Source organism: Halosimplex halobium (assembly GCF_051414055.1).
GTDB lineage: Archaea > Halobacteriota > Halobacteria > Halobacteriales > Haloarculaceae > Halosimplex > Halosimplex halobium.
Genome location: NZ_JBLKNX010000023.1, coordinates 24,647 through 50,251 on the forward strand (window position 1 = coordinate 24,647; position 25,605 = coordinate 50,251).

General features: G+C 70.2%; 26 protein-coding genes and 1 tRNA gene. 21 read left to right on the top strand and 6 right to left on the bottom strand.

Annotated elements, in window-relative coordinates; translation table 11 throughout:
- Positions 1–83 precede the first annotated feature (83 nt).
- From ACMGFG_RS20985 to ACMGFG_RS20995, 3 genes are all read left to right on the top strand, one after another.
- Positions 84–1,265, top strand: coding sequence for a bactofilin family protein (locus tag ACMGFG_RS20985; protein ID WP_436932254.1), 1,182 nt, complete (start codon positions 84–86; stop codon positions 1,263–1,265).
- 332 nt (positions 1,266–1,597) lie between these two features.
- On the top strand, positions 1,598–2,557 hold the full coding sequence (locus ACMGFG_RS20990) for an ABC transporter ATP-binding protein (RefSeq protein ID WP_436932255.1): 960 nt from the start codon (positions 1,598–1,600) through the stop codon (positions 2,555–2,557).
- Positions 2,554–3,336: an ABC transporter permease gene (locus ACMGFG_RS20995; RefSeq protein ID WP_436932256.1), complete on the top strand. Its 783-nt coding sequence runs from the start codon at positions 2,554–2,556 to the stop codon at positions 3,334–3,336. Before ACMGFG_RS20990 ends, ACMGFG_RS20995 begins: the two co-directional genes overlap by 4 nt.
- Positions 3,337–3,350: 14 nt before the next feature.
- Here ACMGFG_RS20995 and ACMGFG_RS21000 read toward each other — a convergent pair whose 3' ends face one another.
- Complete coding sequence (locus tag ACMGFG_RS21000) at positions 3,351–4,598, bottom strand: ATPase domain-containing protein (protein ID WP_436932257.1); 1,248 nt, start codon at positions 4,596–4,598, stop codon at positions 3,351–3,353.
- 93 nt (positions 4,599–4,691) lie between these two features.
- A complete protein-coding gene (locus tag ACMGFG_RS21005; protein WP_436932258.1) occupies positions 4,692–5,357 on the bottom strand; it encodes a DUF420 domain-containing protein in 666 nt (221 codons plus the stop codon).
- 152 nt (positions 5,358–5,509) lie between these two features.
- On the opposite strand from ACMGFG_RS21005, the gene ACMGFG_RS21010 reads away from it, so the two are divergent.
- The 3 genes from ACMGFG_RS21010 to ACMGFG_RS21020 all read left to right on the top strand — a co-directional run bounded on the left by ACMGFG_RS21010 (position 5,510) and on the right by ACMGFG_RS21020 (position 8,110).
- Positions 5,510–5,929 (top strand): cobalamin B12-binding domain-containing protein, encoded by a 420-nt coding sequence (locus ACMGFG_RS21010; RefSeq protein ID WP_135364415.1) that lies wholly within the window; start codon positions 5,510–5,512, stop codon positions 5,927–5,929.
- Positions 5,930–6,009: 80 nt separating this feature from the next.
- Positions 6,010–7,098, top strand: coding sequence for a methylmalonyl Co-A mutase-associated GTPase MeaB (meaB, locus tag ACMGFG_RS21015; RefSeq protein WP_436932308.1), 1,089 nt, complete (start codon positions 6,010–6,012; stop codon positions 7,096–7,098).
- Positions 7,099–7,177: 79 nt separating this feature from the next.
- Positions 7,178–8,110 (top strand): alpha/beta fold hydrolase, encoded by a 933-nt coding sequence (locus tag ACMGFG_RS21020; protein WP_436932259.1) that lies wholly within the window; start codon positions 7,178–7,180, stop codon positions 8,108–8,110.
- Positions 8,111–8,449: 339 nt separating this feature from the next.
- Here the strand turns inward: ACMGFG_RS21020 and ACMGFG_RS21025 are convergent, their stop codons facing one another.
- A complete protein-coding gene (locus ACMGFG_RS21025; protein WP_436932260.1) occupies positions 8,450–8,785 on the bottom strand; it encodes a hypothetical protein in 336 nt (111 codons plus the stop codon).
- 167 nt (positions 8,786–8,952) lie between these two features.
- On the opposite strand from ACMGFG_RS21025, the gene ACMGFG_RS21030 reads away from it, so the two are divergent.
- The 5 genes from ACMGFG_RS21030 (at position 8,953) to ACMGFG_RS21050 (ending at position 15,702) form a co-directional block, all read left to right on the top strand.
- Positions 8,953–9,441, top strand: a complete 489-nt coding sequence (locus ACMGFG_RS21030; RefSeq protein WP_436932261.1) for an Lrp/AsnC family transcriptional regulator — start codon at positions 8,953–8,955, stop codon at positions 9,439–9,441.
- Positions 9,438–10,583 (top strand): pyridoxal phosphate-dependent aminotransferase, encoded by a 1,146-nt coding sequence (locus tag ACMGFG_RS21035; protein WP_436932262.1) that lies wholly within the window; start codon positions 9,438–9,440, stop codon positions 10,581–10,583. The genes ACMGFG_RS21030 and ACMGFG_RS21035 overlap by 4 nt, the downstream gene beginning before the upstream one ends.
- A gap of 159 nt (positions 10,584–10,742) precedes the next feature.
- The gene (locus ACMGFG_RS21040; RefSeq protein ID WP_436932263.1) at positions 10,743–13,262 is read left to right on the top strand and encodes a type II/IV secretion system ATPase subunit; all 2,520 of its coding nucleotides are present in this window, start codon (positions 10,743–10,745) and stop codon (positions 13,260–13,262) included.
- Positions 13,259–15,355 carry a type II secretion system F family protein gene (locus ACMGFG_RS21045; protein WP_436932264.1) on the top strand — a complete coding sequence of 699 codons (2,097 nt, stop codon included), beginning with the start codon at positions 13,259–13,261 and terminating at the stop codon, positions 15,353–15,355. Before ACMGFG_RS21040 ends, ACMGFG_RS21045 begins: the two co-directional genes overlap by 4 nt.
- Before the next feature lie 104 nt (positions 15,356–15,459).
- Positions 15,460–15,702 (top strand): DUF7127 family protein, encoded by a 243-nt coding sequence (locus ACMGFG_RS21050; RefSeq protein WP_436932265.1) that lies wholly within the window; start codon positions 15,460–15,462, stop codon positions 15,700–15,702.
- Between the two features lie 44 nt (positions 15,703–15,746).
- Here ACMGFG_RS21050 and ACMGFG_RS21055 read toward each other — a convergent pair whose 3' ends face one another.
- The gene (locus ACMGFG_RS21055; RefSeq protein WP_436932266.1) at positions 15,747–16,721 is read right to left on the bottom strand and encodes a hypothetical protein; all 975 of its coding nucleotides are present in this window, start codon (positions 16,719–16,721) and stop codon (positions 15,747–15,749) included.
- Between the two features lie 88 nt (positions 16,722–16,809).
- On the opposite strand from ACMGFG_RS21055, the gene ACMGFG_RS21060 reads away from it, so the two are divergent.
- Positions 16,810–17,058 (top strand): hypothetical protein, encoded by a 249-nt coding sequence (locus tag ACMGFG_RS21060; RefSeq protein ID WP_436932267.1) that lies wholly within the window; start codon positions 16,810–16,812, stop codon positions 17,056–17,058.
- A gap of 150 nt (positions 17,059–17,208) precedes the next feature.
- On the opposite strand, the gene ACMGFG_RS21065 is transcribed toward ACMGFG_RS21060, so the two are convergent.
- Positions 17,209–17,280, bottom strand: a tRNA-Ala gene (locus ACMGFG_RS21065).
- Between the two features lie 232 nt (positions 17,281–17,512).
- Here ACMGFG_RS21065 and ACMGFG_RS21070 point away from each other — a divergent pair.
- The 5 genes from ACMGFG_RS21070 to ACMGFG_RS21090 are packed head-to-tail and all read left to right on the top strand — an operon-like array spanning position 17,513 to position 21,056.
- Positions 17,513–18,124 (top strand): DUF7287 family protein, encoded by a 612-nt coding sequence (locus tag ACMGFG_RS21070; protein ID WP_436932268.1) that lies wholly within the window; start codon positions 17,513–17,515, stop codon positions 18,122–18,124.
- Positions 18,121–18,762 (top strand): DUF7288 family protein, encoded by a 642-nt coding sequence (locus tag ACMGFG_RS21075; RefSeq protein ID WP_436932309.1) that lies wholly within the window; start codon positions 18,121–18,123, stop codon positions 18,760–18,762. The genes ACMGFG_RS21070 and ACMGFG_RS21075 overlap by 4 nt, the downstream gene beginning before the upstream one ends.
- Positions 18,750–19,700 carry a DUF7261 family protein gene (locus ACMGFG_RS21080; protein WP_436932269.1) on the top strand — a complete coding sequence of 317 codons (951 nt, stop codon included), beginning with the start codon at positions 18,750–18,752 and terminating at the stop codon, positions 19,698–19,700. Before ACMGFG_RS21075 ends, ACMGFG_RS21080 begins: the two co-directional genes overlap by 13 nt.
- Positions 19,693–20,223, top strand: a complete 531-nt coding sequence (locus ACMGFG_RS21085) for a DUF7266 family protein (protein ID WP_436932270.1) — start codon at positions 19,693–19,695, stop codon at positions 20,221–20,223. Before ACMGFG_RS21080 ends, ACMGFG_RS21085 begins: the two co-directional genes overlap by 8 nt.
- Complete coding sequence (locus ACMGFG_RS21090) at positions 20,220–21,056, top strand: DUF7289 family protein (protein ID WP_436932271.1); 837 nt, start codon at positions 20,220–20,222, stop codon at positions 21,054–21,056. The genes ACMGFG_RS21085 and ACMGFG_RS21090 overlap by 4 nt, the downstream gene beginning before the upstream one ends.
- Before the next feature lie 148 nt (positions 21,057–21,204).
- On the opposite strand, the gene ACMGFG_RS21095 is transcribed toward ACMGFG_RS21090, so the two are convergent.
- Positions 21,205–22,569 carry a DUF7289 family protein gene (locus tag ACMGFG_RS21095; protein WP_436932272.1) on the bottom strand — a complete coding sequence of 455 codons (1,365 nt, stop codon included), beginning with the start codon at positions 22,567–22,569 and terminating at the stop codon, positions 21,205–21,207.
- 444 nt (positions 22,570–23,013) lie between these two features.
- On the opposite strand from ACMGFG_RS21095, the gene ACMGFG_RS21100 reads away from it, so the two are divergent.
- The 4 genes from ACMGFG_RS21100 to ACMGFG_RS21115 are packed head-to-tail and all read left to right on the top strand — an operon-like array spanning position 23,014 to position 25,576.
- Positions 23,014–23,478: a 30S ribosomal protein S15 gene (locus ACMGFG_RS21100; RefSeq protein WP_436932273.1), complete on the top strand. Its 465-nt coding sequence runs from the start codon at positions 23,014–23,016 to the stop codon at positions 23,476–23,478.
- The gene (locus ACMGFG_RS21105) at positions 23,479–24,648 is read left to right on the top strand and encodes a hypothetical protein (RefSeq protein ID WP_436932274.1); all 1,170 of its coding nucleotides are present in this window, start codon (positions 23,479–23,481) and stop codon (positions 24,646–24,648) included. It begins immediately after the preceding gene.
- On the top strand, positions 24,645–24,929 hold the full coding sequence (locus tag ACMGFG_RS21110; protein ID WP_436932275.1) for a KEOPS complex subunit Pcc1: 285 nt from the start codon (positions 24,645–24,647) through the stop codon (positions 24,927–24,929). The genes ACMGFG_RS21105 and ACMGFG_RS21110 overlap by 4 nt, the downstream gene beginning before the upstream one ends.
- Positions 24,926–25,576 carry a 30S ribosomal protein S3ae gene (locus ACMGFG_RS21115; RefSeq protein WP_436932276.1) on the top strand — a complete coding sequence of 217 codons (651 nt, stop codon included), beginning with the start codon at positions 24,926–24,928 and terminating at the stop codon, positions 25,574–25,576. The genes ACMGFG_RS21110 and ACMGFG_RS21115 overlap by 4 nt, the downstream gene beginning before the upstream one ends.
- The last annotated feature ends 29 nt before the right edge of the window (positions 25,577–25,605 follow it).

Sequence of the window (25,605 nt, forward strand, 5' to 3'; positions counted from 1 at the left end):
GCCTACTTGAATCTTTCCCCGGACTACCGGGTCGGAAACTCTCCTCCCTTATACAGGGTGTAGCGGGCGCTACGTCGAACTGCATGAGCCGGACTGAGTCCCCCGCCGGCGCGACGCGGTTCGTCGCGCTCCTGTGTGCGCTCGCCGTCGCCGCCGCGCTGGTCCCCGGCGCGGCGGCCGCAGTACCGTTCGACAACGACGACGCCGCGGCACCCGCGATGGGCGCTACCGGGTCGACCGCCGACCAGACCGTCGGCAGCGACGTGGTCGTCGGCCCCGACGAGACGGTCTCGGACCTGGAGGTCGTGAGCGGCGACGTGGTCGTCCACGGGACCGTCGAGGGAGACGTGGAGGCCGCCGCGGGCTCCGTCCGGGTCACCGGCGAGGTGACCGAGAACGTGGAGGCCGCCGCCGGCTCGGTCACCGTCGAGGGCCGCGTCGGCGGCACCGTCGAGGCGGCCGCCGGCTCGGTCGAGGTCGGCCCCGACGCCACGGTCGGCGGCGACGTGGAGGCCGCGGCCGGGACAGTCACCGTCGCCGGAACGGTCGACGGCGACGTGACCGGCTCCGAGACCGTCCGCCTGGCGGACGGTGCGACCGTTCACGGCGACGTGGCCTACGGCGAGCGCCTCGACCGCGCCGAGGGGGCCACCGTCGACGGGACGGTGACCCACGACGAGAGCCTGAGCCTCGACAGCCTCCAGTGGGGCGTCACCGTCGACGAGCTCGAAGCGCTCGACGAACTGGCGTTCCTGCCCTCGCCGGTCGTCGGCCTCGTCACCGTCGTCGGGGCCCTGGTCGTCGGCGCCCTGTTGCTCGTGGTCTTCCCCGACTTCTCGGGGGAGATGGTCGAGACGGTGACCGACCAGCCCGGTCGCTCGGTCGCCGCCGGTCTGGCGACGATGATCGCGGTCCCCGCCACCCTGGTCGCGGTGGCGCTGACTATCGTCGGACTCCCGCTGGCGTTCGCCGGCGGCGCCGTCTTCGCGCTGGCGGCCTGGGTCGCGCTGGTCTACGGCGAGTATCTCGTCGGGCGGCGCGCGCTCGCCGAGGCCGGCGTCGAGAACCGCTGGGCCGCGCTCGTCGTCGGCGTCGTCGGTATCGAACTGCTGGCGCGGATCCCCCTCTTCGGCGACCTGCTGACGTTCGGCGTCGCCCTGCTCGGCCTCGGCGCCGGCGCGCTCACCATCGCCGCCCGCCGCCGCGACGGCGGCGACGGGGTCACCGAGACGCCGCCGCCCGACCCCGCTCCGGGCACGGTCTGAGGATTCCCCCTCCACCTCACCGGTTCCCCGCTGACGGTTCCCCTCCACCTCACCGGTTCCCCTCTACCGGTCCCCGCTGACGCACCCCGCCACCCGCCCCCGTCGCCGTCCCTCTCCGCTGCCGTTCGGCCCTCCATCCGTCCCGCTGCCGTTCGGCCCTCCATCCGTCCCGCTGCCGTTCGGCCCTCCACACCACGCCGCTGCTGTGTCGCCTTCCCCCCGCTGACGCCGCCCTTCCCTCCGAATCCGTCCACGCTCTCCGTTCGTCAGACCCGGTCGCGGGACGCTCCCGAACCGAACCGCCTTTGCGCCGCGCTGCCGTCGATTCGCCCATGACAGCGACGCTCGTCGCCGAGGACGTACGCCGGTCCTACGGCGAGACGGTCGCGCTCGACGGCGTCTCCCTCTCGGTCGACGCGGGCGAGGTGTTCGCCCTCGTCGGCCCGAACGGCGCGGGCAAGACGACGCTCGTCCGCGCGCTGACGGGGACGACCGACGCCGGCGGGTCGGTCGAACTGTTCGGCGCCGACCCGCGGGAGGTGGACCGCGAGCGCGTCGGCCTGCTCCCGCAGGCATTCGACCCGCCCGCGCGGCTCACCGCCCGCGAACTGCTCGCCTACTACGCCGGCCTCTACGACGAGGCCCGGTCGGTCGACGCGGTCCTGTCGGACGTGGGTCTGGCCGACGACGCCGACACCTGGTACGAGAACCTCTCGGGCGGCCAGCAACGGCGGACCTGCGTCGGCTCGGCGCTGGTCAACGACCCCGATCTGCTCTTCCTCGACGAGCCGACGACCGGCATCGACCCCGCCGGCCGCCGGGCGCTGTGGGACCTCCTCGAATCGCTGGCCGACGGCGGGACGACCATCGTCCTCACGACCCACGACATGGCCGAGGCTCACCGGCTGGCCGACCGCGTCGGCCTCCTCGCCGACGGCCGGCTCGTCGCCGCGGACGACCCCGACGCGCTGGTCGCGGAGTACGGCGGCGAAAGCCGCCTCGTCGTCGAGACCGACGGCGACCCCGCTGATCTGAACCTCTCGTACCCGGCCGAGCGGGCCGGCGACTCCCTGGTCGTCTCCGACGTGCCGCCGGAGGCCATCGGCGACGTGGTCGACGCGCTGGCCGCGGCCGGCGCCAGCTACGACGCGCTCACCTGGTCGGAACCCGACCTGGAGGACGTGTACCTCGAACTCGCCGGCGAGGGCAGGACCTACGACGGCCGCCGCCGCGAGCGTGCGGCGGTTGCGGGCGGGGCCGACGGCGACTCGGCTCGGGAGGGCGAGCGATGACCCGGGTCGGCCGCGTGACCGCGTCGGTCCGCGCGGGCTGGCGCTCCTTTCTCCGCCGGCGGACGGCCGTCTTCTTCACGTTCCTGTTCCCCCTCCTGATTGTCGTCATCTTCGGCGCGCTGGTCCAGACCCAGCCCACGGGAGGCGGGCTGTTCACCGAGCCGGCGGTCTACTACGTCCCGGGGTATCTCGCCGTGGTCGTACTCTTTACGCCGCTGTCGCGGGTCGGCAGCGAGGTCGCGCGCCACCGCGAGGGCAACCGCTTCGAGAAGCTCGCGACGACGCCGCTCACCCGCGGTGAGTGGCTGCTCGCCCAGACGCTCGTCAACGTCGTCGTCATCGGCCTCGCCGCGCTGATGCTACTGGCGCTGGTCGTCGCGCTGACCGGCGCGGCGATCCCGCTCTCGCCGGCCGTCGCGCTCCTGCTCGTGGCCTACGTCGTCGTCGGCGTCGCGCTGTTCTGCGGGATCGGCGCGGTCATCGGCGCGACCGCCGACTCCCAGGACGGCGTCATCGCGACGAGCAACACCATCGCGCTCCCCCTGCTGTTCCTCTCGGAGACGTTCGTCCCGCTGGATCTGCTTCCGGGGTGGTTCGAGCCGGCGACGATGCTCTCGCCGCTGACCTACTTCGCCCGCGGCGTCCGCGCGACGACCGACGGCGGCGCCGTCCCCGCGACCGGTCCGCTCGCGCCCGAACTCGGCTACCTGCTCGCGCTCGTCGCGCTCGCCGCCGTCTCCGTCGCCGCCGGCGCCGTCGCGCTCCCGCGGACGGACTGACGGTTCCCGTCCGGTCACTCCCCGTCCGGGTCGCCGTCGTTCCCCGCCTGGCTCCCGTCGCTCCCGCCGGCCGGCGAATCGTCGACTGGCCCGCCCGCTGCCGACTGGCCCGCGGGCGGTCCCTGGCCGAGGTCACCGCCCGCAGACCCCTCGCCGGATCCGCCCGACGACTGTCCGTTCACCTGCTGATCGGCCGGACCGCCCTGTTCGCCGTCGCCCTCGCCGGGCGGTCCCTCGTGGAGTTCGATGGTGACGATCCCCTCGCCGGCGGTGTACTCGTAGAGCGTCCACTTCGGCAGCGTGAGGACGCCGCTCATCTTCCGGACGCGGATCTGCTTCATCAGCGAGCCCTCGACCAGCTCCTCGTCGAGGTTGAGTTCGACGATGCCGTCGACCATGTAGTTCAGGTCGTGGGGGAACTGCTGGTCCTCGCCGGTGACCGTCGCGCCGGCGTAGATGGGGACGAACCGGCTCTTGCACACCTCGGCGCGCACGTCCTTGAGGAAGTCGTAGGCCTGCACCGGCTGGACGAGCGAGCCGAACTCCGTCAGCGAGTCGACGACGACGACCCCTCGGTCCTCCATCTCCTGCTCTTCGAGCACGTCGTCGATGCGGTTGTGGAGCTCTCCGAGTTCGGTGGGGTCGCGGACCTGCGTGGTCGCGTCGGCGGCCGTCTCCGAGAGGAAGGCGTTCCAGTCGTTGAGCCGGTCGTACATCCGCTCGCGGTTCTCGAGGCGGTAGGTGAAACAGTCGAGGATCTGCAGTTGCCCGGATTCCAGGTACGGGAGGACGTTCCAGTCCAGCGTGACGAACTCCTGGACGACCGACATCGGCGGTTCGAGGAAGGAGACGAAGACGGCGGGTTCGCCCCGCTGGAGTGCGCGCCACACCAGTTCGGCCTGGATCGATTCCGTCCGGGTGCCCGCCAGGTCGGTCAGGAGGACGAACGAGTTGCGGGGGATCCCCTGCGGAAGGCTCTCGTCCAGCGGGTCGACCCCGGTCGGCACCCGGCGACAGCCGTGGAACTGGGTGAACACCCTGTCGCCCTCGCCGGCGGCTTCCCGACAGGACACACAGCAGTACGTGTACCGGTGGCCGTCGCGCTCGGCGACGACCGGCTCGCCCGGGACCGGGAGCCGACAGTAGTCACAGCGGCCGTTGCCGCCCGACCCCTCGCCCGATCCGCCGTGCGGTCCGGTCGCCCCTGTCGGTGTCGCGCCGTTCGCCGGACTCCCCGCCGGTGCGTCGGGTTGCTCTGCCATGCGGATCGGTAACACGCGAGCGCGGAAAACGCTGCGGGCCGTGTGCGCGCTGGGCGGTCCGGCAGCCGGTCGCCGCTCGTCGCGTCCGTCGAGTCAGGCGTCGTCGCGGTCGCTGTTGGCTTCGCCCCGGAGCGCACGCAGCGACGGCCCGACGGCGAGCAACAGGGCTGCGCCGTGGCCGCGCGGTTCCCACATGTAGACGTGGTTGAGCATGACGTAGGTGACGATGCCGAGGAAGAGGCTGAGCGACCACGCTGCGACGGCGATCCGGCCGACGCGGGCGTGGGACGTATCGCGCAACTCGCTGGGGCTGTGGGTCAGCCCGAGCACGACGGCGTGGAGGACGACGGGCACCGCCACCGCCGACAGGACGATGTGGACCGCGAGCATCGCCAGGTAGGCGTAGTAGACGGCGCCCTCGGCGAGGATCGCCTTCTCGAAGCCGCCGCCGACCTTCAGCAGGTACATCACGAGGAAGACCATGATGAGCGAGAACGCCGTCAGCATCGCTCGGCGGTGCTTCGCCACCTCGCCCCGTTTGATGTAGCGCACCCCGACGAGGATCGAGACCAGCGCCAGCGAGTTGACGACGGCGATAGCGTCGCCCAGCAGGATGACGAGGTCGTTGCTAATCGTCGGGAACGGCGCGTACGGGGTGAACGCGCCGATTACGAGCACGTACCCGATCGCCGAGAGGACGGCGGTGACGCGGCGCGGGTTCGCCCGCGCCCGCGACTGCAGGGAGTCGGCGACTGCCATACCGGATCTGTGGACGCCGCCGGTATACCCGCTTCGGAATCGCGGGTGGCCGGTCGCGACGGTCACCGCGGCAGGTCTCCGCCGGCGCGTCCCTCCCGCCCCTCGCAAAAATCACCGCAAACGTGAAACCTCAAACGGGCCAACTAGGGGGTATGAGCGCAGAGCAGGGCCAACGGCAGATCCGCTGTCTCGTCGCCAAGGTCGGGCTCGACGGCCACGACCGGGGCGCACACGTCATCGCGCGGGCGCTGCGGGACGCGGGGTTCGAGGTCATCTACTCCGGTCTGCACCGCTCGCCCGACGAGGTCGTCCAGGCGGCGGTCCAGGAGGACGTGGACGTGCTCGGCATCTCCATCCTCTCGGGGGCGCACAACACGCTCGTCCCGAAGATCATGGACGGCCTCGAGGAGTACGGCGCCCGCGAGGACACGCTGGTGCTGGTCGGCGGGATCATCCCCGACGACGACAAGGAGCGTCTGCGCGAGGAAGGCGTCGCCGAGATCTTCGGCCCCGGCGCGTCGATGGACGAGATGATCGACTACATCCGCGAGCACGCGCCCGAGCGACGATGACGAGCGGGGAGGAGGGGACCGACGCGGACAGTGACCCCTCGGGCCCGGACCCGGATCCGGACTCGAGCCCAGATCCGGATCTGGACCCCCTCATCGCGGATCTCCTCGACGGACAACACCGCGCGCTGGCGCGGACGATCACGAAGATCGAGAACCGCTCGCCGGGGTATCGCGACCTCGTCTCCCAGCTACACGCCCACACCGGCGACGCCGACGTGATCGGGATCACCGGCAGTCCCGGCGCCGGCAAGTCGACGCTGGTCGACAAGCTCGCGGCCACCTATCGCGACGCGGGGCTGACCGTCGGCGTCATCGCCATCGACCCGGCCTCGCCCTTTACTGGGGGTGCCGTCCTCGGCGACCGGATCCGCATGGCCTCGAACGTCGGCGACATGGACGTGTTCTTCCGGTCGATGTCGGCCCGCGGGACCCTCGGCGGGCTCTCGACGGCGACGACGGACGCGGTGAAGGCCCTGGACGCGTTCGGCAAGGACAAGGTCATCATCGAGACCGTCGGCGCGGGGCAAAACGAGGTCGACATCGTCCGGACGGCCGACACGGTCGTCGTGCTGGTACCGCCCGGGAGCGGCGACGACGTGCAGATGCTCAAGGCCGGGATCCTGGAGATCGCCGACCTCTTCGTCGTCAACAAGGCCGACCTGGAGGGCGCCGACCGGACCGTCCAGGAGCTGCGGGAGATGCTCCAGCTGCGCGACGGCCAGGTCGAAGTCGGCGGCCACCACGGCTTCGAGGAGACGACCGTCGACGTGGGTGAGGGGGACGATTCGGAATCGACCGCACCCGGGTCCGAGGACGCCGATGCCGACGCCCACTCGCAGGAGCCCTGGGACCCGCCGATCGTCGAGACGGTCGCCAACCGCGGCGAGGGGATCGACGACCTCGTGGCGGCGATGGACGACCACCGGGCCCACCTCGTCGCGTCGGGCCAGCTGGAGTCGAAGGCCCGGACGCGCTACGCCGAGGAGATCCGGACGCTGCTCCGGGAGGACGTCCGGGAGCTGCTCGCAGAGGAGATCGAGGCCCGTGGCGGCCTCGACGAGCGCGTCGACGCGGTCCTGCGCCGCGAGACCGACCCCTACACCGTGGCCGAGGAGCTCCTCGAACCGCTCGCCGACTGCGTGGCCGAGCGGCGCGAGCGCCGGGAGTAGCCCGACGCCGGAGAGGCGGTCGCCCTCGGGCTGTCCCCTGAGCATCACTTATAAGCGGGCGAGGCCCCAACCAACCGGTATGAAACTGCGGACAGTCGTCGGAGCGACGCTCGGCGCAGTCGGCGCGGCAGCCGCGACCAACCGGGTGCTCGGCCGGCGGGCCGGCGAACTCGGCCCGCCGCTCGCGGGCGAGGCCGGCACCTACCGCTGGCGCGGGTTCGACGTGGCCTACACCGAGGCCGGCGACCCCGACGACCAGGATCTGGTCCTCCTCCACGGCATCAACGCCGCGGCGACCAGCAACGAGTGGCGCGCCGTCTTCGAGGGGCTCGCCGAGGACTACCACGTCGTCGCGCCCGACCTCCCGGGGTTCGGCCGGTCCGACCGCCCGCCGCTGACCTACTCGGCGTCGCTGTACACCACGTTCGTCCGCGACTTCCTGACCGACACGAGCGACGACGCCGTCGTCGTCGCGTCGTCGCTGACCGGCGCCTACGCCGCCGACGCCGCCCGCGACGCCGACGTGTCGCGGCTCGTGCTGGTCTGTCCGACCGCCGACACGGTCCCGGGCCGGCGGGTCTGGCTCCGGTCGCTGATCCGCGCCCCCGTCGTCGGCCAGGCGATCCACAACGCCATCACCAGCGAGCGCTCGATCCGCTACTTCCACGACGACCACGGCTACCACGATATGTCGAACCTCAACGACGAGACCGTCCGCTACGAGTGGGAGAGCGCCCACCAGCCCGGCGCGCGGTTCGCGCCCGCCTCCTTCGTCAGCGGCCACCTCGACCCCGACATCGACCTCGCCGAGGTGCTGGGCGACCTGGGCGTCCCGGTCACGCTCGTCTGGGGCACCGAGACGGACATGCCGCCGCTGTCGACCGGCCGCGAACTCGCCGAGGCCGCCGACGTGGAACTGGTCTCGATCGGCGACTCCGCGCTGCTCCCCCACGTCGAACACCCCGCCGAGTTCCTCGACGTGGTCCGCGGCGAGCCTGTCGAGTCCGTCTGACCCGCCGAGAGGTATCGCGGAGTCTATCCGTTCGCATGAACGTGACGCTGGTTGCCGCCGGGCTGGTGCTGGCGGGGATCAGAGCGGCCGCGATCGCCAACCCGCTACGGATCCGGAGTTCGTCTCCGGTCGGACGTGGAAACGCGACCCGGAGAGAGCGGAGCCGTACCAGCGTATCCGGGCTTACGCCTTCGGCGCCGCAGTCGTCCTGCCGGGATTATCGTCGCCTGGAGGCTGGTCGCCCGACCCAACCTGTCGCGGCCGAGGCGCCGCTCGAACGCTTCCGGGAGCATGCGTGTGTGACCACGACCGGCACGCCCGGTCTACCCGGCGGGTGTGTCAGCTTGCGGGGTAGGCGTCGTCGAACGCGCGGGCGGCCGCGAGCAGGTCGCTGTCGCCGGCGACGCGGTACTGCGGTTCGGTCTCCTCGTCGCTCTCGTCGTCCGCGCGGACGAGCACGCCGAGGGCGACGAACTCGTCGAGCAGGCCGTCCAGGTACAGCGTCTTGAGCGGGACGCCCGACCGCTCGGCCAGGTCCGAGCGGGTGTAGGCGCGTTCGTCGTTGCAGTCGACGAGCGTTCCGAGGAGGTCCGCGGCGCCGTCGCTGTCGGCGACGAACGCCCAGCCGCCGTCGGGCGAGCCGTCCGACCCGTCCGACGGGTCCGTGTCGAGCATGGCGCCGTCTATGGGGGAGGCCCGCATAAAACCGCACGTCTCGGCGGCCGCGACGCCGACCGTTCCGGCCGTGGGGAGCCGGCGAACCCGGGCGGGTCGCCCGACGGTGTGCGACGGGCTGACGTGATGGAGAAACCCTTTTGGTCGCAGTGGGCCGGAGAGTAGGTATGAGCGACCGCGAGGAGATCCTGGCGCTGCTCCGCGAGAACGCGCGCTACTCGACGGAGGACCTGGCCCGACAGACCGACCTCACGCCCGACGAGGTCGAGGCCGTCATCGAGGAGCTGGAGACCGACGGCGTCATCAAGGGGTACCAGGCCGTCGTCGACTGGGACAAGGTCGAGCCCGAGCGGGTGCGCGCGGCCGTCGAGCTGAACGTCACGCTCGACCGCGAGACGGGCTACGACGACATCGCCGAGCGCCTCGCGAAGTTCCCAGAGGTGCAGGGGCTGCGGCTGGTCTCCGGCGACTTCGACTTCGCGATGGAGGTCGAGGGCGACTCGATGAGCGAGGTGTCGCGGTTCATCAGCGAGCAGGTCGCGCCCGTCCCGGAGATCACCCAGACGGTGACTCACTACATCATGGAGAGCTACAAGGAGCGGGGCGTCGAGTTCGGCGACGGCCACGACGACGACCGCCTGTCGATCTCGCCATGACGTTCGAGCCGAGCGAGCGGGTCGCGGGCGTGCCCCCGTCGGGGATCCGCCGCTTCTTCGAGATCGCCGAGGAGTACGACGACATCATCTCGCTGGGCGTCGGCGAGCCCGACTTCGCGCCGCCGTGGGCCGCCCGCGACGCCGCCATCGCCTCGCTGGAGCGGGGCCAGACCTCCTACACGGCCAACCGCGGCATGCGCGAGCTGCGCGAGCGGATCGCCGTCGACGCCGACGAGAAGTACGGCCTGCGCTACGACCCGGACGAGGAGATCATCGTCACGTCCGGCGCCAGCGAGGCGGTCGACCTGGCGTTCAGAGCCTTCCTCGACCCCGGCGACAGCGTAGCGGTCGCCCAGCCGTGTTACATCTCCTACATGCCGGGCGTGCAGTTCGCCGGTGCGGACGTGGTCGACGTGCCCACGCGCGCGGCCGACGAGTTCAAGCTCACCCGCGAGGCCCTCGAAGCCTCGGGCGCGGCCGAGGCCGACGCACTCGTCATGTGCTACCCGAACAACCCGACCGGCGCGACGATGACCCGCGAGGAGCTGGCGCCGGTCGCCGCGTTCGCCCGCGAGCACGACCTGCTCGTCTTCTCCGACGAGATCTACTCGGAACTGTCCTACGAGCACGACCACGCTTCCATCGCGACGCTGCCGGGCATGCGCGAGCGGACCGTCGTGTTCAACGGCTTCTCGAAGGCCTACGCGATGACCGGCCTGCGGCTGGGGTACGCGCTGGCGCCGGCCGACGCCGTCGACGCGATGAACCGCATCCACCAGTACACGATGCTGTCGGCGCCGACGACAGCCCAGCACGCGGCCGTCGAGGCGCTCGAGTCGTGCGACGACGAGGTCCAGGAGATGCGCGCCCAGTACGACCGCCGCCGGAACTTCGTCCTCTCGCGGTTCGAGGAGATGGGCATCGACTGCTTCCCGGCCGCCGGCGCGTTCTACGCGTTCCCCGAGTGCCCCTGGGCGGACAGCGACGAGTTCGCCGAGGCGCTCATCGAGGAGGAACGCGTCGCCGTGGTCCCGGGCAACGTCTTCGGCGCCGGCGGCGAGGGGCATCTCCGCGTCTCCTACGCCACCAGCCTCGGCGAGCTCAAGGAGGCGATGGCCCGGATCGAATCGTTCATCTCGTAACGGCACCGAATAGTTTATCGCATAGCATTACGCTGTTACACGTTCCGAAGAATACAGGTTACAGCCCCGGTACCGGCCGTGATCGGCGGTCGGTGCCGATTATCGGTCCCCTTCGTTTGGGCGTAAAGCTTTTTCCGTCTTACTAGCAGTTAGCCTGTAATGGCTATCGATGGCACGGGGGGCAACGAGTCTGACCAGGTCGCGTCGGGGGGCGAACAGCTCTCGGGGGGCGGTGCGACCGTCGGCGAATACACGTGGAACGACCTCCGCAGGGACGTGCACACGGGTGGACGCTTCGACCGCAGCCAGTACCTCGGGTTCGACCCGCTCGACGTCGAGGACCGGCTGGAGTCGGGCGCGAGCGCGGCGAAGACGCTCGAACAGGTGTGGGACGACCGCATCGAGGCCGAGCGGTCGTTCGTCGTCAAGGACCGCTACACCTGGGAGCACTTCAAACAGGAGTACTACTACGACGAGGACGGCGAGATCCCGCGGGACAGCGACGGGGAGAAGGTCCCGTTCGAGCCCGAGGAGTACCTCGGGTTCGACCCCGACGAGACGGAGGACCGACTGAGCGAGGCCGGGGGGGCAGCCGAACGGCTCGCCGACGTCGTCGACGAGCGGACCGTCGACGTCAACCCCGAACTCGACGAGGACGACTTCTTCTCGACCGTCGACGGGCACACGACGGTCGTCAACCGGTACGACCTCGAGAAGGCGGTGCCCCTGGAGAAGAAGGCCCACTTCGTCGAGGTCGAGCGCTACTGGGTGAACAAGCCGTACGCCTGCGTGGTCATCTTCCACTCGCGCAAGGAAAACGAGAAGAAGTACTACGCGATCGAGCCCTACGAGAACGACATCGAGTCCCAGCTGGTCGAGTTCCTCTCCGGGAAGCTGAAATCGGCGATCAAGTACTCGGAGGACGAGGTCGTCGTCGAGGGGAGCGACGCCGACCGCGCGGGGGTCATCCAGCGCGAGACCGAGCGGTTGCTCGAACGCTACGACCTCTACACGCCCGGCCAGCAGGGCGATCTCGGGATGATGGACCAGCTCAAGGGGGCACTGGGCATGGAGATCGAGGTCGAGACCCAGGGGGCCGCCCTCGACGGCATCGAGGCCCGGCCGGAGCCGGCGGTCGTCGACGACGACCCGAAGACGCTCAACGAGTACCAGGTCGAGAAGCTACTCTACCGCCTGAAACGCGACTTTATCGGCTACGCGCGGATCGACCCGGTCAAACACGACATCAACGTCGAGGACATCTCCTGTGACGGGTACAACTCCCGGGTGTTCGTCTACCACACCGAGTACGAGAACATCATCACGAACGTCGAGCACGGCAAGCAGTCGCTGGACGACTTCGTCGTCAAGCTCGCCCAGCGCTCCGGGAAGGGCATCTCCAAGCGCCAGCCGCAGGTCGACGCCACGCTCCCCGACGGCTCGCGCGCCCAGCTGACCCTCGGCGAGGAAGTGTCGGACCACGGGACCAACTACACCATCCGCCAGTTCAAGGACGTGCCCTTCACCCCCGTGGACCTCATCAACTGGAACACCTTCTCGCTCGACGAGATGGCGTTCCTCTGGCTCTGTATCGAGAACAACAAGTCGATGATCTTCGCCGGGGGGACGGCGTCGGGGAAGACCACCTCGCTGAACGCCATCTCCCTGTTTATCCCGTCCAACGCGAAGATCGTCTCCATCGAGGACACGCGCGAGGTCGAACTGCCCCAGCGCAACTGGGTCGCCTCCGTCACCCGCCCCTCGTTCGGCGAGGACGACAAGGGCGACGTGGACGAGTTCGACCTGCTGGAGGCCGCACTGCGACAGCGCCCCGACTACATCGTGATGGGCGAGGTCCGCGGTGAGGAGGGTCGGGACCTGTTCCAGGTCATGTCGACCGGGCACACCGCCTACTCGACGTTCCACGCCGACACCGTCGGCGAGGTCATCAAGCGGTTCACGACCGAGCCGATCAACGTCTCGAAGACACTGTTCACGGCGCTGGACCTGGTGTCGATCCAGACCCAGACGCGGGTCGACGGCAACAAGGTCCGCCGGAACAAGAACCTCACCGAGATCAACGAGTACTCCGCCGAGCACGACGAGATCAACGTCCGCGACGTCTACGAGTGGCAGGCCGAGACCGACGAGTTCCTCCAGATGGGCAACTCCAACACGCTGGAGGAGCTGAAGTTCGACCGCGGCTGGAAACAGGAACGGCTCGACGAGGAGCTGTTCATGCGGAAGGTGGTGCTCGCCTACCTCATCGAGCAGGGGCTGAACACCTACACGGAGGTCGCGGCGGCGGTCCAGGCCTTTATCAACGACCCCGACACCATCATGGCGCTGATCGCCGAGGACAAGCTGGAGCGGTCGCTGGAGGACCTGCGGGAGATGGAGTCGGTCAAGATCAACATCGACCCCGAGAAGGAGAAGATGGTCCCGCGGCCGGACCCGCCGGCGGAGATGCTGGACGAGGCCGGGGACATCCTCGAGAACGCCGGGCCGCTGTTCGAGCGGTTCCGCGAGAAGGAGACCTCCGACATCGTCGACGCCCTGACCGGCTCGGGCGTCGACGAGGAGGAGACGGACATCACGCCCGTCGAGGACGAGGACGACGAGGACATCGACTTCAGCGAGTTCGTCCCGGCGGCCGGCGCGGAGGCTGACGAGGCATGAGCCTCGGGCGGTCATCGCAGCAGCTCGGCGGCTCCAACACCGTCGGGGACACGTTCTACCCCCTCTACCAGGTGCTGTTCGACGAGGAGGGCGACTTCGTCTCCGGCATCGAGGACAAGCTCGCCGAGGCCCGGATGGGCGACAACGTCGAGATGTACATCTCGCGGGCGCTCGCGGTCGGCACCGTCGCCGGGCTGACGCTCTGGCTGCTCGGCATGCTGCTCGGCTTCCTGCTCGTCCAGATGCTCGGCCTCGCGGAGGGGCCGCTGCTCGGACTGCGCATCCCCGACGCCATCGAACCCATCGTGCTGGCGCTGAAAGTCCCCGCGCTCGTGTTCCTCTCGGGGCTCGTGTTCGGCGCTATCGGCTTCGGCGTCGGCTTCGGGTCGCTCCTCTCGATCCCCTACTTCCGCTCGAACGCGCGCAAACGCGAGATCAACGTCCTCCTCTCGGACTCCGTGGCGTTCATGTACGCCCTCTCGGTGGGCGGGCTGAACCAGCTCGAGATCCTCCAGGCGATGGCCCAGGCGGACGACACCTACGGCGAGGTCGCCAAGGAGTTCCAGTCGATCGTCCTCGAGACGGAGTATTTCGACACCGACTACCGGACGGCGATCCGCAACCAGTCCATCGAGACGCCCAGCGAGGAGCTGAGCCAGTTCCTCACGGACATGCTGTCGATCGTCGACTCCGGCGGTGACATGACCTCGTTCCTGGAGGACCAGAAGGACAAGCACATGCGGACGGCCAAGCAGGAGCAGAAGAAGATGCTGGACACCCTGGAGCTGTTCGGCGAGATGTACATGACCCTCTCGCTGTTCCCGCTCCTGCTCATCATCATCCTCGTCATCATGTCGATGATGTCCTCGGGGTCGAAGATGGACATGATGGTCGGCACCGTCTACGGGCTCATCCCGCTGACCGGGGTCGGGTTCCTCGTGCTCACCTCGACGGTGACCCAGGACTCCATCGGCGACGGCTACCTCCGCCCGGACCGCGGCGACGAGCGGACCTACTCCGAGGCCGACGCCGGCTTCCTCAACCTCGGGCTCGTCGAGAGCTACACCGGCACCTACGGCGTTTTCGACCGCATCAAGAGCCGCGAGGGGACCTACCGCGCGACCCAGATCCTCAGGCAGCCCCACATCTTCTTCCGCGACAACCCGCTGTACGTCCTCGGCGTGACGATCCCGGTCACGATCGCCTTCTTCGCCGTCGTGGTCATCTTCCACATGGCGCCGATGACCATCTCGGAACTGGTGGTCCCCCAGGGCGGGGACGTGCCCGAGGGCCTCAACGACCCGTCGAAACGGTGGACCTACCCGGTCATCACGGGGACGTTCATGTGGGTGTACGTCCCGATCTATCTCAATCTCCTGCCGCTGGGGATCTTCTACGAGTGGAACCTGCGGACGCGCCGCAGCGTCATCGGCAACCTCTCGGAGAACCTCCGCAAGCTCGCCTCCGCCAACGACACCGGGATGACGCTGCTGGAGTCGATCCGGGTCGTCGCCGACACCTCCTCCGGGCGGATGGCCGACGAGCTGGAGACGATGCACGCGAAGGTCAACTACGGGACCAGCCTCAAGAGCGCGCTCCGGGAGTTCAACAACAGCTACCACATCCCGCGGCTCGCCCGGACGGTCAAGCTCATCAGCGAGGCCCAGGAGGCCTCCAGCCAGATCCAGGACGTGCTCTCGACGGCCGCCCAGGCCTCCGAGAACCAGGACGACATCGACCTCGAACGCAAGTCCCGGACCCGGATGCAGATGGTCATCATCATCATGACCTACCTCACGCTGCTGGGCGTGATGGCGCTGCTGAAGGTCCGGTTCCTGACGGTCATGGCGGACCTCGCGACCCAGACGGGCTCCAGCGGTTCCAGCAGCGCCGTCGGCGGCGGCAGCTTCAGCGGCGTCAACACGCAGATGCTCTCGGTCCTCTTTTTCCACGCGGTCGTCCTCCAGGCGCTGCTGTCGTCGTTCATCGCCGGCTACATCCGCGACGTGAACCTGCTCTCGGGCGTCAAGTTCGCGGTCATCCTCCCCACGATCGCGCTGGTCGTCTGGTACGTCGTCACGCTGATGTCCTGACGACCGCCCGCCGATATCCTGACGACGCGTCGCCCGCTTTCGATTCCGCCCGCGCCTGCAGCGGCCGGCCCAACGCTCAGGTGCGCGAGCGAGCTACCGCGCCCATGGAGGCACCCAGCGAACTCCGGTCCGCGGCGGCCGACGACGAGGACATCGCCATCACCCGCCGCGAGCGCGACGGCGGGACCGTCGTCGTGGTCGACTTCGGCGAGAGCGTCGACGCACGGCTCGACGTCCTCGGCGACACCGCCATCGTCGTCGCCGGCGACCGCCAGTTCGAGTTCGAGATCGCCGGCGAAGTGGACGATCTGTCGGTCAACGACGGGATGCTGACGATCCGGTCGTGAGGTCCGCCGCCGGCGACTCGCTCGACCTCCCGCCGGTCCGCCGTTCAGCCGCTCGCGGGAGTCCCGGCGGGCGACCCGTCGAGTTCGTCCGTCGGTGTCGGCGCGGCGGTGCCGTTCGGCGACGGCGTCGCGGTACCGTCCGGCGTCGCCGTACCGGTCCCGTTCGGCGTTGCAGTGTCGGGCGTCGCGGTCCCCTCCGGCGTCGCGTCGGGGTCGGCGGGCGCCGGCGTCGACAGCCGCGGGACCTCGCCGAGCCAGTCGGGCGGGGTCGGGTTCGACTCGCCCAGGCGGCTGTAGTCGTAGCGCATGGTGACCCGGGCGCGTTCGCCGTCGACGACCCGGTCGTACTCGGCGGCCATCGACCGGACGAACCCCTCCGGCGTGACGTAGGCGGTCGCGCTGAACCGGGAGATCGTCGCCTCCGCGGGGCCGACGGCCGGCGGCGGGTCGCCGGCCGCGTACAGCCGGTAGTACGTGCGGTCCCCGCGCTCGACCGTCGACACCGAGACCCGCCGGTCGTCGAACATCTGCCGGACCGGCACGGTCGCGAAGTCGTAGTCCTCGGGCCGGCCCGGCAGCGGGAGCAGGTCGTATCTGGTCTCCCCGGCCTCGACCGCCCGCAGGTAGCCGCCCGTCGCGTTGACGTACAGCGAGACGTTGCGCCCGGTCTCGCCCCGGGTCTGCGAGACGGTGAACGTCTCCCGGCCGACGACGAGTCGCCGGACGAGTCGGTCCCCGTCGGCCCCGTCCGTGTCGTAACTGACGGACCAGGTGTAGGTCCTGTTGACCAGATGGGCGGCGTGAGCACTGGTGAGCGCGTCGGCGTCGACGGTCCCGTTGGCCAGCACGCCCGGCGGGAGGTCGTCGGGCAGCGTCCGTGTCGGCGTCGGACCGTCGGTGACCGGGACGGGCGTCACGGTGTCGGTCGGCCCGCGCCGGGGGTCGCCGCTCCCGAACGGGACGGCGCTACACCCGGCCACGAGGACGAGCGTCGCGACGACTGCGGCCCCCCGTCGCATCACTCCCGCTTGGGCCCTGGGGCACAATACGCCTTCGGCGTCGAGATGCGAGCCCTCATGCCGGTCCGGTCCCTGGGACCGCCGAGCCATGGCCGACGACCTCGACCTGCGGGTGTACAGGCGCGGACCGGACCGCTACGTGCTGTGGTCGACGCGCGTCTCGGACGCGCTGCTCGACGACGTGACGCGCGAAGCGCTCGTCGAGTGGGTCCTGCACAAGCGACCCGAGGCTACGCCCGCCGAGATCGAGGCGCTCGTCGACGCCGCCGACGACCGCGCCGCGACCGACGCCAGCGACACCTACGAGGAGTCGCCGGACTGGCTGGCCGGGAACTGACTCGCGCCGCTCCGGGCGGCGAGCCGGCGCGAAGCGGCGCGGCCGACGGTAGTCGACCTTTCCCGGATTTTCGCGATAGCGAGGATCCGACGGCGGATTCACGCAGCGATCCTCCGGCTCACGGGGAACGTTTCGCCGGAAAAAGCGGCATGGACTCGCCGGGATTTGAACCCGGGGCCTTCCCCGTGCCAGGGGGATGATCTACCACTGATCTACGAGCCCGCACGCAAATCAGGGTAGCCGGGACTGTTTCATAAACCCATCGAAGCGCGGAGGCTCCGTCAGCGACTACCACGCGACTGGTGTCAGCCGTCCGAACGTCACAGTATCAACTTCTGAAACGAAGGGCCAACGGATATAACCGGGAATCGCGTCTCCCACGACAGGCACGGTTCGGTCCGGGCGTCGTTCGGGGGACGACGGCGGCGCCCGCGGCGACCGTCGGAAACACACGATGTCAGCATTCGGGAATAGCGCCGGGTCCGCGACGCGGCCCGGGGACGCACGTCGGATCGGGGGCAGCGAGCGGTGCGGCCGGCGCGGGCAGACGACGCTGGACTTCGCCATCGGGATGAGTCTCTTTTTGCTGACGCTCGTCTTCGTGGTGGCGTTCGTCCCGGGGATGCTGGAGCCGTTCGCCGGTGGGGCCCAGTCGGAGACGCCGGCGGTCAACCGGGTCGCCGACGAGCTGACCCAGGGGACGCTGGGCAACGCGAGCGCGCCGTACGTCCTCGACGGGACGTGTACCGTCGAGCTGTTCACGGCCGGGGTCCCGGCCCAGTGTCGGTACGACGGGACGGAGCTGTCCGACAGGGTCGGAGTCCTCGAGCGGACGCCGGTGAACGTGACGATCCGGGGGGACCTCGACGACTCGGGTACTGACAACATCCTCTGCTGGGACACGAGCGTCCCGGGCGGGCAACTGGCCGAGCGGGGCGACCCGGGATGCGGGACGCTGTTGACCGGGGGTTCGAACCCCGCCGGGAGCGGCGGGAAGACCGTCAGCGCGCGGCGGGTCGCGCTGCTCGACGGGGAGGACGTGACCGTGGAGGTGGTGATGTGGTGACGCCGCAGCGGCCGCCGCGTCGCGAGGGGGCGGGAACCCCCGAACGGAGGGGGGACCGCGGGCAGGCTCACACGCTGGAGGGCGTCGTGGCGAGTCTGATACTGCTGTCGGCGGTGGTGTTCGCGCTGGAGATGACGGCGGTGACGCCGCTGTCGGCGAGCACGTCCAGCCAGCACATCGAGAACCAGCAGGAGGCGACGGCACGGGGCGTGCTCGCCTCGGCGGCCGAGACGGGCGCGCTGGAGCGGGCGGTGCTGTCGTGGAACGAGACGAGCGAGCAGTTCCACGAGACGAGCGACCTGGGATACTTCACGTCGGACGCGCCGCCGAACGACTTCGGCGACATGCTCGACCGGTCGTTCAACCGCCGGGGCGTCGCCTACAACATCTACCTGCGGTACCAGGACGACGACGGGACGCCCGACAGCCGGCGGTACGCCTACCAGGGTCGGCCGAGCGACAACGCCGTCCAGGCGACGTGGACGCTGACGCTGTTCGAGAACGACCGGATTCGCGACGCGAGCGGGGATCCGACGGGGACGGCGGTCAGCGAGGAGTCGACGTTCTTCGCGCCGCCGGCGTCCGACGGCGCGGTGTACAACGTCGTCCGCGTGGAGGTGGTCGTGTGGCGGATCTGAGCCCAGCCGGGCGCGCACGGGGCGGGAGTGGTCCCGCGGGCGCGGGCGGTCGGCCCGGCCGCGACCGCGCACAGCTCATCCTCGTCGGGGCGTTCGCGCTGGCGGTCATCTTCGTCGCGCTGGCGCTGGTGATGAACGCGGCCATCTACACGGAGAACCTGGCGACCCGCAGCGAGTCGGCGGGGACCGCCGACGCCCACGCGTTCGAGCGCGCGACGACGACGGCCGCCGAGAAGGCGTTCCGCTACGCCCACGAGGTCAACGCCAGCGACCCCAGCGACCACGCGGCGCTCGAGCGGAACGTCACGCAGGCGATGCACGCCTACCACAACGTGACCCGGACCCAGCAGGCCACGGGCGGACAGCTCGTCGACGTGACGGTCGCGTCGACGCCGGCGGGCGCGAACATCACGGAGACGAACACGGTGTTCGAGAGCCCGGGCGGCGCCCCTGACTGGACGGTCGCGAGTGACGTGACCGGGACCCGGTCGTTCCGGCTCGACGTGGAGGACTGGAACGGCGGGCCGGACGACGAGCTGTGGGTCGTCGCCGGCGACGCGAACGACTGGTACCTGAACGTCTCCTACGACGGCAGCGAGTGGGAGGTCGGCGTCAACGAGTCCGAGACCTACACGGCCTGCACGACGACGGGGGCCAGTGACGTGGAGATCGACTTCTCGGAGGGGACGGTCGGCGGCGACGAGTGCGCTGCGCTGAACCTCGGCGACCTGGGCGGGTCCTACGACCTGAAGATACGGAACGGGTCGGTCGCCGACGGGGACTACACGGTGATAGTCGACGGCGACCCGGGAACGGGGCTGACGACCGCCGAGTACGACGAGGTGCTCTACGCGATGACCGTCGACCTGACCTACCGGACGCCGGAACTGCAGTACCGGACGACGATCCGGGTCGCCCCGGGTGAGACCGATGGGTGACCCGCCGCCGCGGCGTCGCGGCCGCGCCCGCGGTCCCCCGGCGGCGACTGCGAACGGCGGTCGCGAGCGGGCGGCCGGGATCTCGGGGCTGCGCGGCCAGTCGACCGCGCTGGAGTACACGCTCTCGCTCGCGGTGGCGTCGCTGGTCATCACCGGCCTGTTCCTCGCGGCGGGCGAGTTCGTCACCGACCAGCGCGAGGGGGTCGTCCGGACCGAACTCGGCGTCGTCGGCGAGCAGCTGGCCGGCGAGGTCGCCGCGGCCGACCGGCTGGTCCGGGCCAGCGACACCGACTCGCTGTCGCTCGAGGCGTCGCTCCCGGAGACGGTCGCCGGGGCGAGCTACACCATCGCGGTCGACGACACGGCCACCGGGCAGTGGCTCAACCTCACCTCTCAGGATCCGGACATCACGGTGACGGTCCGGCTGGAGACGGAGACGGCCCTCCACCCGGACACCGTCCCCGGCGGGCGGGTCACCGTGGTCTACGACGCGAGTGCCGACCGCCTGGAGGTGCGCGGATGACGCCGCGTCGACCGCCCGGGGCCGCCGAACGGCGGAGCGACGACGGCTGGGGCCGGGTCGGACCGGGCGAACGGGGATCGGCGGAGCGGGGCGTCAGCGACCTGGTCGGTTTCGTGCTGGTGTTCTCGCTGATCGCGGCGGTCGTCTCGATCGTGTCGCTGGCGGGGCTGAGCTCGCTGGAGGACGCGCGCGACGCCCAGCAGACGGACAACGCGGAGCTGGCGATGGAGGTCCTCTCGGACAACGTGGCCGACATCACCGAGCGGGGCGCGCCCAGTCGCGCGACCGAGATCAGCCTGTCGGACGCGTCGCTCACGCTCGCCGACCCGATCCAGGTCGAGGTCCGCGACCCGACCGGACCGCCCGACGAGTCGTTCCTGGCGACCCGGACGTTCAACGTCCGGCCGGTCGTCTACGACGACGGGGACACGCAGCTGGTGTACGTGATGGGTGCGATCTTCCGCGCCGAGCGACAGGGCGGGACGGTCGTCCAGCCGTGGTCGCCGGTCGTCGACTCGGACCGGATGATGGTCCAGGTCGTCAACACGGGCTCGGCGACCGACGGCCTGCAGCTGATCGAGAGCTCGACGGTGCTGGTGCGGGCCAACGGCAACCAGCGCGTCGTCGTCGCCGCGGACGAGACGGGCGCCTACGACGACATCTGGATCAACGTCACGTCGCCGCGGCGCGATCTCTGGCACCGGATGCTCGACGACCACCCCGCGATGGACTGCTCGACGGCCGGGCCGGAGACGGTCGAGTGCGAGGTCACCGTCGATCCGCAGGACCTGTACGTCGTCGAACACCGGATCGCGGTCGACTTCGAGAAGTGAGTGGCGGTCCGCCCGTCGGGAGGTGTGGCCCGGATAGGGAGCTGAGGCCGGGAGACAGGACCGGGACTCGGATACAGGACAGAGGCCGGGATACGGGGCGAGTGATTCGGCTACGGGACCGAGCCGGAATCGAGGGCCCGAGAGTCGGCTACGGGCTCGTGACGTTGACGGGGTTGACCGTCACGTGGAGGTACGTGAGCTTGGTCACGTCGCCGGTCAGGTCGAGGTCGACATCTTCGATCGACTCGTCGTAGTGGAAGTCGTTGGGCTTGCCGCTGATGTGGATGCTCTTGCAGTTCGCGCCGCCCTCGAAGTACCCCTTCCCGCTGAGGTGGCAGTGCGAGCCCGGCGCGTAGATGAATCCCGTGAACGCCCGGTTGCCGGTGACGTGCACGTCGCCGTCGGAGTGGACGGCGACGCGGAACGCGCTCGGGTCGCCGCCGTCGTTCAGGTCGGAGCCGATGGTGAAGTCGTCCCTGACGAGGACTGTGGTCGCGTTGTCGCCGGTGATGGACGCGGAGCTCGGTTCGAACGCCCCGTCGACGACGACGGTCACGTTGCCGTCGGAGGTGTCAACGTCCAGCGCTCCGTCGAACGTGGTGTCGGAGTAGTAGGTGCCCGGGCTGGTGATGCTGTCGAACGGGGTCGAGGTGTCACAGCCCCCGCCCTCGCAGCCCTCGATCCGGTCTTCGATCTTCGAGTCCGCCAGCGGGTACTGGACGCCGGTCTCGTAGGGTTCGGGTGCGCTCCGCCCGCTGCCAGTGATCCCGGCGGGGTCGGTGGTCGCGAGGATGTCGTTGAACTCCTCGTTAAACGGGACCACCAGTTCGGTGCGGGCGGTCTCGTTGGCGTGGTCGTAGTAGACGGTCCCGTCGGTGCGCTGTTCGAAGTACCGCCCCCACGCCTGGTAGAACTCGCTGTGGACGGTGACGTTGACCCGGCCCCGGTCCAGCGGGTTGACGAAGTCGTTGGTCCCGGTCGTGTTCGGGTACCTGATCGACGTGGGGCCGTCCCTGGTCACTCTGGCCCCCGACCCGAGCGTCGGGGAGCCGTCGACGCGGATGATCGGGAGCGTCAGCGTCTGCTGGCGGAAGTGGAACTCCGGCGGCGACAGCATCGAGACGCCGCCCTCCGTCCGTTTCCAGACGCCGCCGCCCTGGTAGGCGATCGTCGTCCGGTCGTTCTCGTAGGCGACCGCGCCCATGGTCACGTTGACGACCGTCTCGGTCGTCCCCGCGGACTGGTTTCTGATGGACACGTTCATCCAGCCCCGGTCGCCGTCGACGTAGTACCCCGAATCCTCGCCGGTGGCCAGCCCGACCCCCTGGGAGCTCGTGCCGCCCAGCGCGACCATCGCGCTCCGGGAGTCGAACTGCGTCAGCGCCTTCTCCGCGCGGCTCGTGTCCAGCTGCTCGCGCGTGTCGTCCAGCGCCGTCGCCCCGACCGTGACGACGACCGCCGTCCCCCCGACGACGATCGCGAACAGCAACGCGATCCCCAGCACGCTGCTCACACCCCGTCTGTCGTGACTCGTCGGCATCTGTCCCCCGTTCCGCCCCGCCCTCAATAAGCGCGCGGACCTGGATATCAGATATGAAAACTATACGGTTCGGTAATTGATACTATATCACCGTCCGCGTCCCGAAGCGTCCGCGCGGGCAGGGGCGCGGACACTCGGCGTTCCCCGGCGGAGCGGTCCGAGACGGTCGCGTGCTCGCCGGGGCCGATGGAAACTGTTTAGTGTCGCAGGCGGGACCTACCGGTGGGAACGCACGACCGCAAATCTGACTCGCTGTGCCGTTGCACAGCTCGGGATTGCGGCCGTGTTCGCGCCGAACCGTCCGTTTCGCTCCCGCGAAACGCGCGGCGCACACACGCATCGCGCGGTCGACGCCCGCGGCACCCGCCGCAGGGCCGCGACCGGCGACCAGCGGTCAGTCGCGTTCCAACCACAACTATGGCACGAATGCACACCCGCCGTCGCGGCTCGTCCAGCTCGGACAAGCCGGCGGCAGACGAACCCCCGGAGTGGAGTGACGTGGACGAGGACGCCATCGAGGAGCGCGTCGTCGAACTCGCCGAGCAGGGCCACGACCCGAGCCAGATCGGCCTGAAGCTGCGCGACGAGGGCGTCAACGGGACCCCCGTCCCGGACGTCTCCCTCGCGACCGGCAAGAAGATCACCGAGATCCTGGAGGAGCACGACGCCGAGCCGGACCTGCCGGAGGACCTGCGCAACCTGTTCGAGCGGGCCGTCCGCCTGCACGAACACATGGACGACAACCCCGGCGACCACCAGAACAAGCGCGCGCTCCAGAACACGGAGGCGAAGATCCGCCGCCTGGTCGACTACTACCGCGGTGACGAGCTCGACGAGGAGTTCACCTACAGCTACGACGAGGTCGCAGAACTCCTCGAATAGATGTCGACCACCGCCCGCTCCGAGGACGCCCCCGCTGCCGGCGAGGTCGCCGGACGGCTCCGCGAGGCCGGCTTCGTCCGGCTGGTCGGCGCTGCCACCGGCGACGCGCTGGCCGCCAGCGGCGTCCTCGCGCGGGCGCTGGCCGACTGCGACCGACCGTTCCAGGTCTCGGTCGCCGACCTGCCCGCCGACACCGAGCGGGCGACCGACGCCGACCTGACCGTCGCCGTCGGACGCGCCGACCCGGTCGCCGACTGCTCGATCGCCGCCGGCGCGGAGCCGGCCAGCGAGACGGCCTTCGCGGTCGCGCGCGAACTCGACGCGGATCCTGACGTTGCGCTCGCGCTCGCCGGGACCGTCGCCGACGGACGCGCCGTCGGCGGATCGGTCGCCGAGGCCGCCGAGGCGAGCGGGCTCGAACGCCGACCGGGCGTGGCCGTCCCGACGACCGACCTGGTCGACGGGCTCGCCCACTCGACGCTCGTCCACGCGCCGTTCTCGGGCGACCGCCTCGCGGTCGCCGCGGCGCTGGACGGGGCGGGGATCGACGCCGACGGACCGGCCGACGGGTCCGACCCGGTCGTCGACGCGACGAGCCTCGACGAGTCGGCCCGCCGGCGAGTCGCCTCGCTGGTCGCGCTGCGGACGGTCGGCGACGACGCGTGCCCGCCGCGGGGCGGGCACGCCGTCGAGCGGGCGCTGCGCCCTTTCGACGGGGGGCCGTTCGCGACGGTCGGCGGCTACGCCGACGTGCTCGACGCCGTCGCCCGGGAGCGGCCCGGTACCGGCGTCGCGCTCGCGCTCGGCCACGACGTGGGCGAGGCCGCGCTCGACGCGTGGCGCTCGCACGCCCGTCGCGCACACGCCGCCGTCGCCGACGCGACGACCGGCCGCTACGACGGGCTGTTCGTCGCGCGCGCGGAGACGGCCGACGCGCCCGTCGGCACGCTCGCCCGGCTCGTCCACGACTACCGCTCGCCCGAGCCCGTGACGCTCGCCGTCACGGAGGGCGCGGCGGCGCTCGTCGCCGACGACCGGGACCTCGAACCGGTCCTGTCGACGGCCGCCGAGGGCGTCGACGGGACTGCGGCGGCGACCGGGACGACCGGTCGCGCCCGCTTCGACGTGGAGACCGGCGCCGTTATCACCGCGGTCAGGGAGGCGCTATGAGACGCGCGACGATCACGACGACCCACGACGATGCGGACGCCGCCGAACGCGTCGCCGCCGCGCTCGCCCCCGACAACACCGCCGAGATGGCGACGCGGGCCGAGGGCGAGGCGGTCGTGACGACGGTCGCCCGCGAGGGCACGCGCGGCCTGCGGTCGACGGTCGACGACTACGTCGTCAACTGCCGGGTCGCGGACCGGCTCGGCGGGACGGACGGGCCACACGAGAGCGAGGACAGTACAGCGCGGACAGACGACACCGACACAGACACCAACACATGAGCGAACGATCAGTTTCACGACGCAAGCAGGAGAAGCGATGGTACACCCTGATCGCTCCCGAGCAGTTCGACCGGGAGGAGCTGGGTGAGACCGTCGCGGACGAACCGGACAAGGTGCTCGGACGCACCATCGAGACAACGCTGGGCGAGCTGCGCAACGAGGCCAGCGAGAACAACACCAAGCTGACCTTCAAGGTCGACGAGGTCGCCTCGGACTCGGCGTACACCGAGTTCATCAAACACGAGCTGACGCGGGACTACCTGCGCTCGCTCGTGCGCCGCGGCTCCTCGAAGATCGAGGCCTACATCACCGTTCTCACCGAGGACGACTACCGCGTCCAGATCCAGCCCGTCGCGCTCACCACCAAGAGCGCCGACGAGAGCCAGGAGAAGGCCATCCGCCGCCAGATGATCGATCTCGTCGAGGAGAGCGCCCGGGAGCGCACCTACGCCGAGCTCGTCGACAGCATCGTCGAGGGACGGCTCTCCTCGGCTATCTACAACGAGGCGAAGACGATCTACCCGCTGCGCCGCGTGGAGATCCAGAAGCTGACCCTCGAGGCCCGCCCCGAGGAAGTCGCCGCCGAGGAGGAGACCTCCGTCGACGTCGAGGAGGACGAGGTCGCCGTCGACGAATCCGCCGACTGAGGCGTTTCCCGCTCGACCGCTCGATTTCT

Coding starts and splice junctions, on each gene's coding strand:
- ACMGFG_RS20990 (WP_436932255.1), top strand. CDS start 1,598: ATGACAGCGACGCTCGTCGCCGAGGACGTACGCCGGTCCTACGGCGAG.
- ACMGFG_RS21085 (WP_436932270.1), top strand. CDS start 19,693: ATGGGTGACCCGCCGCCGCGGCGTCGCGGCCGCGCCCGCGGTCCCCCG.
- ACMGFG_RS21050 (WP_436932265.1), top strand. CDS start 15,460: ATGGAGGCACCCAGCGAACTCCGGTCCGCGGCGGCCGACGACGAGGAC.
- ACMGFG_RS21060 (WP_436932267.1), top strand. CDS start 16,810: ATGGCCGACGACCTCGACCTGCGGGTGTACAGGCGCGGACCGGACCGC.
- ACMGFG_RS21000 (WP_436932257.1), bottom strand. CDS start 4,598: ATGGCAGAGCAACCCGACGCACCGGCGGGGAGTCCGGCGAACGGCGCG.
- ACMGFG_RS21040 (WP_436932263.1), top strand. CDS start 10,743: ATGGCTATCGATGGCACGGGGGGCAACGAGTCTGACCAGGTCGCGTCG.
- ACMGFG_RS21020 (WP_436932259.1), top strand. CDS start 7,178: ATGAAACTGCGGACAGTCGTCGGAGCGACGCTCGGCGCAGTCGGCGCG.
- ACMGFG_RS21115 (WP_436932276.1), top strand. CDS start 24,926: ATGAGCGAACGATCAGTTTCACGACGCAAGCAGGAGAAGCGATGGTAC.
- ACMGFG_RS21105 (WP_436932274.1), top strand. CDS start 23,479: ATGTCGACCACCGCCCGCTCCGAGGACGCCCCCGCTGCCGGCGAGGTC.
- ACMGFG_RS21010 (WP_135364415.1), top strand. CDS start 5,510: ATGAGCGCAGAGCAGGGCCAACGGCAGATCCGCTGTCTCGTCGCCAAG.
- ACMGFG_RS21035 (WP_436932262.1), top strand. CDS start 9,438: ATGACGTTCGAGCCGAGCGAGCGGGTCGCGGGCGTGCCCCCGTCGGGG.
- ACMGFG_RS21025 (WP_436932260.1), bottom strand. CDS start 8,785: ATGCTCGACACGGACCCGTCGGACGGGTCGGACGGCTCGCCCGACGGC.
- ACMGFG_RS20995 (WP_436932256.1), top strand. CDS start 2,554: ATGACCCGGGTCGGCCGCGTGACCGCGTCGGTCCGCGCGGGCTGGCGC.
- ACMGFG_RS21090 (WP_436932271.1), top strand. CDS start 20,220: ATGACGCCGCGTCGACCGCCCGGGGCCGCCGAACGGCGGAGCGACGAC.
- ACMGFG_RS21045 (WP_436932264.1), top strand. CDS start 13,259: ATGAGCCTCGGGCGGTCATCGCAGCAGCTCGGCGGCTCCAACACCGTC.
- ACMGFG_RS21100 (WP_436932273.1), top strand. CDS start 23,014: ATGGCACGAATGCACACCCGCCGTCGCGGCTCGTCCAGCTCGGACAAG.
- ACMGFG_RS21030 (WP_436932261.1), top strand. CDS start 8,953: ATGAGCGACCGCGAGGAGATCCTGGCGCTGCTCCGCGAGAACGCGCGC.
- ACMGFG_RS21055 (WP_436932266.1), bottom strand. CDS start 16,721: ATGCGACGGGGGGCCGCAGTCGTCGCGACGCTCGTCCTCGTGGCCGGG.
- ACMGFG_RS20985 (WP_436932254.1), top strand. CDS start 84: ATGAGCCGGACTGAGTCCCCCGCCGGCGCGACGCGGTTCGTCGCGCTC.
- ACMGFG_RS21070 (WP_436932268.1), top strand. CDS start 17,513: ATGTCAGCATTCGGGAATAGCGCCGGGTCCGCGACGCGGCCCGGGGAC.
- ACMGFG_RS21110 (WP_436932275.1), top strand. CDS start 24,645: ATGAGACGCGCGACGATCACGACGACCCACGACGATGCGGACGCCGCC.
- ACMGFG_RS21005 (WP_436932258.1), bottom strand. CDS start 5,357: ATGGCAGTCGCCGACTCCCTGCAGTCGCGGGCGCGGGCGAACCCGCGC.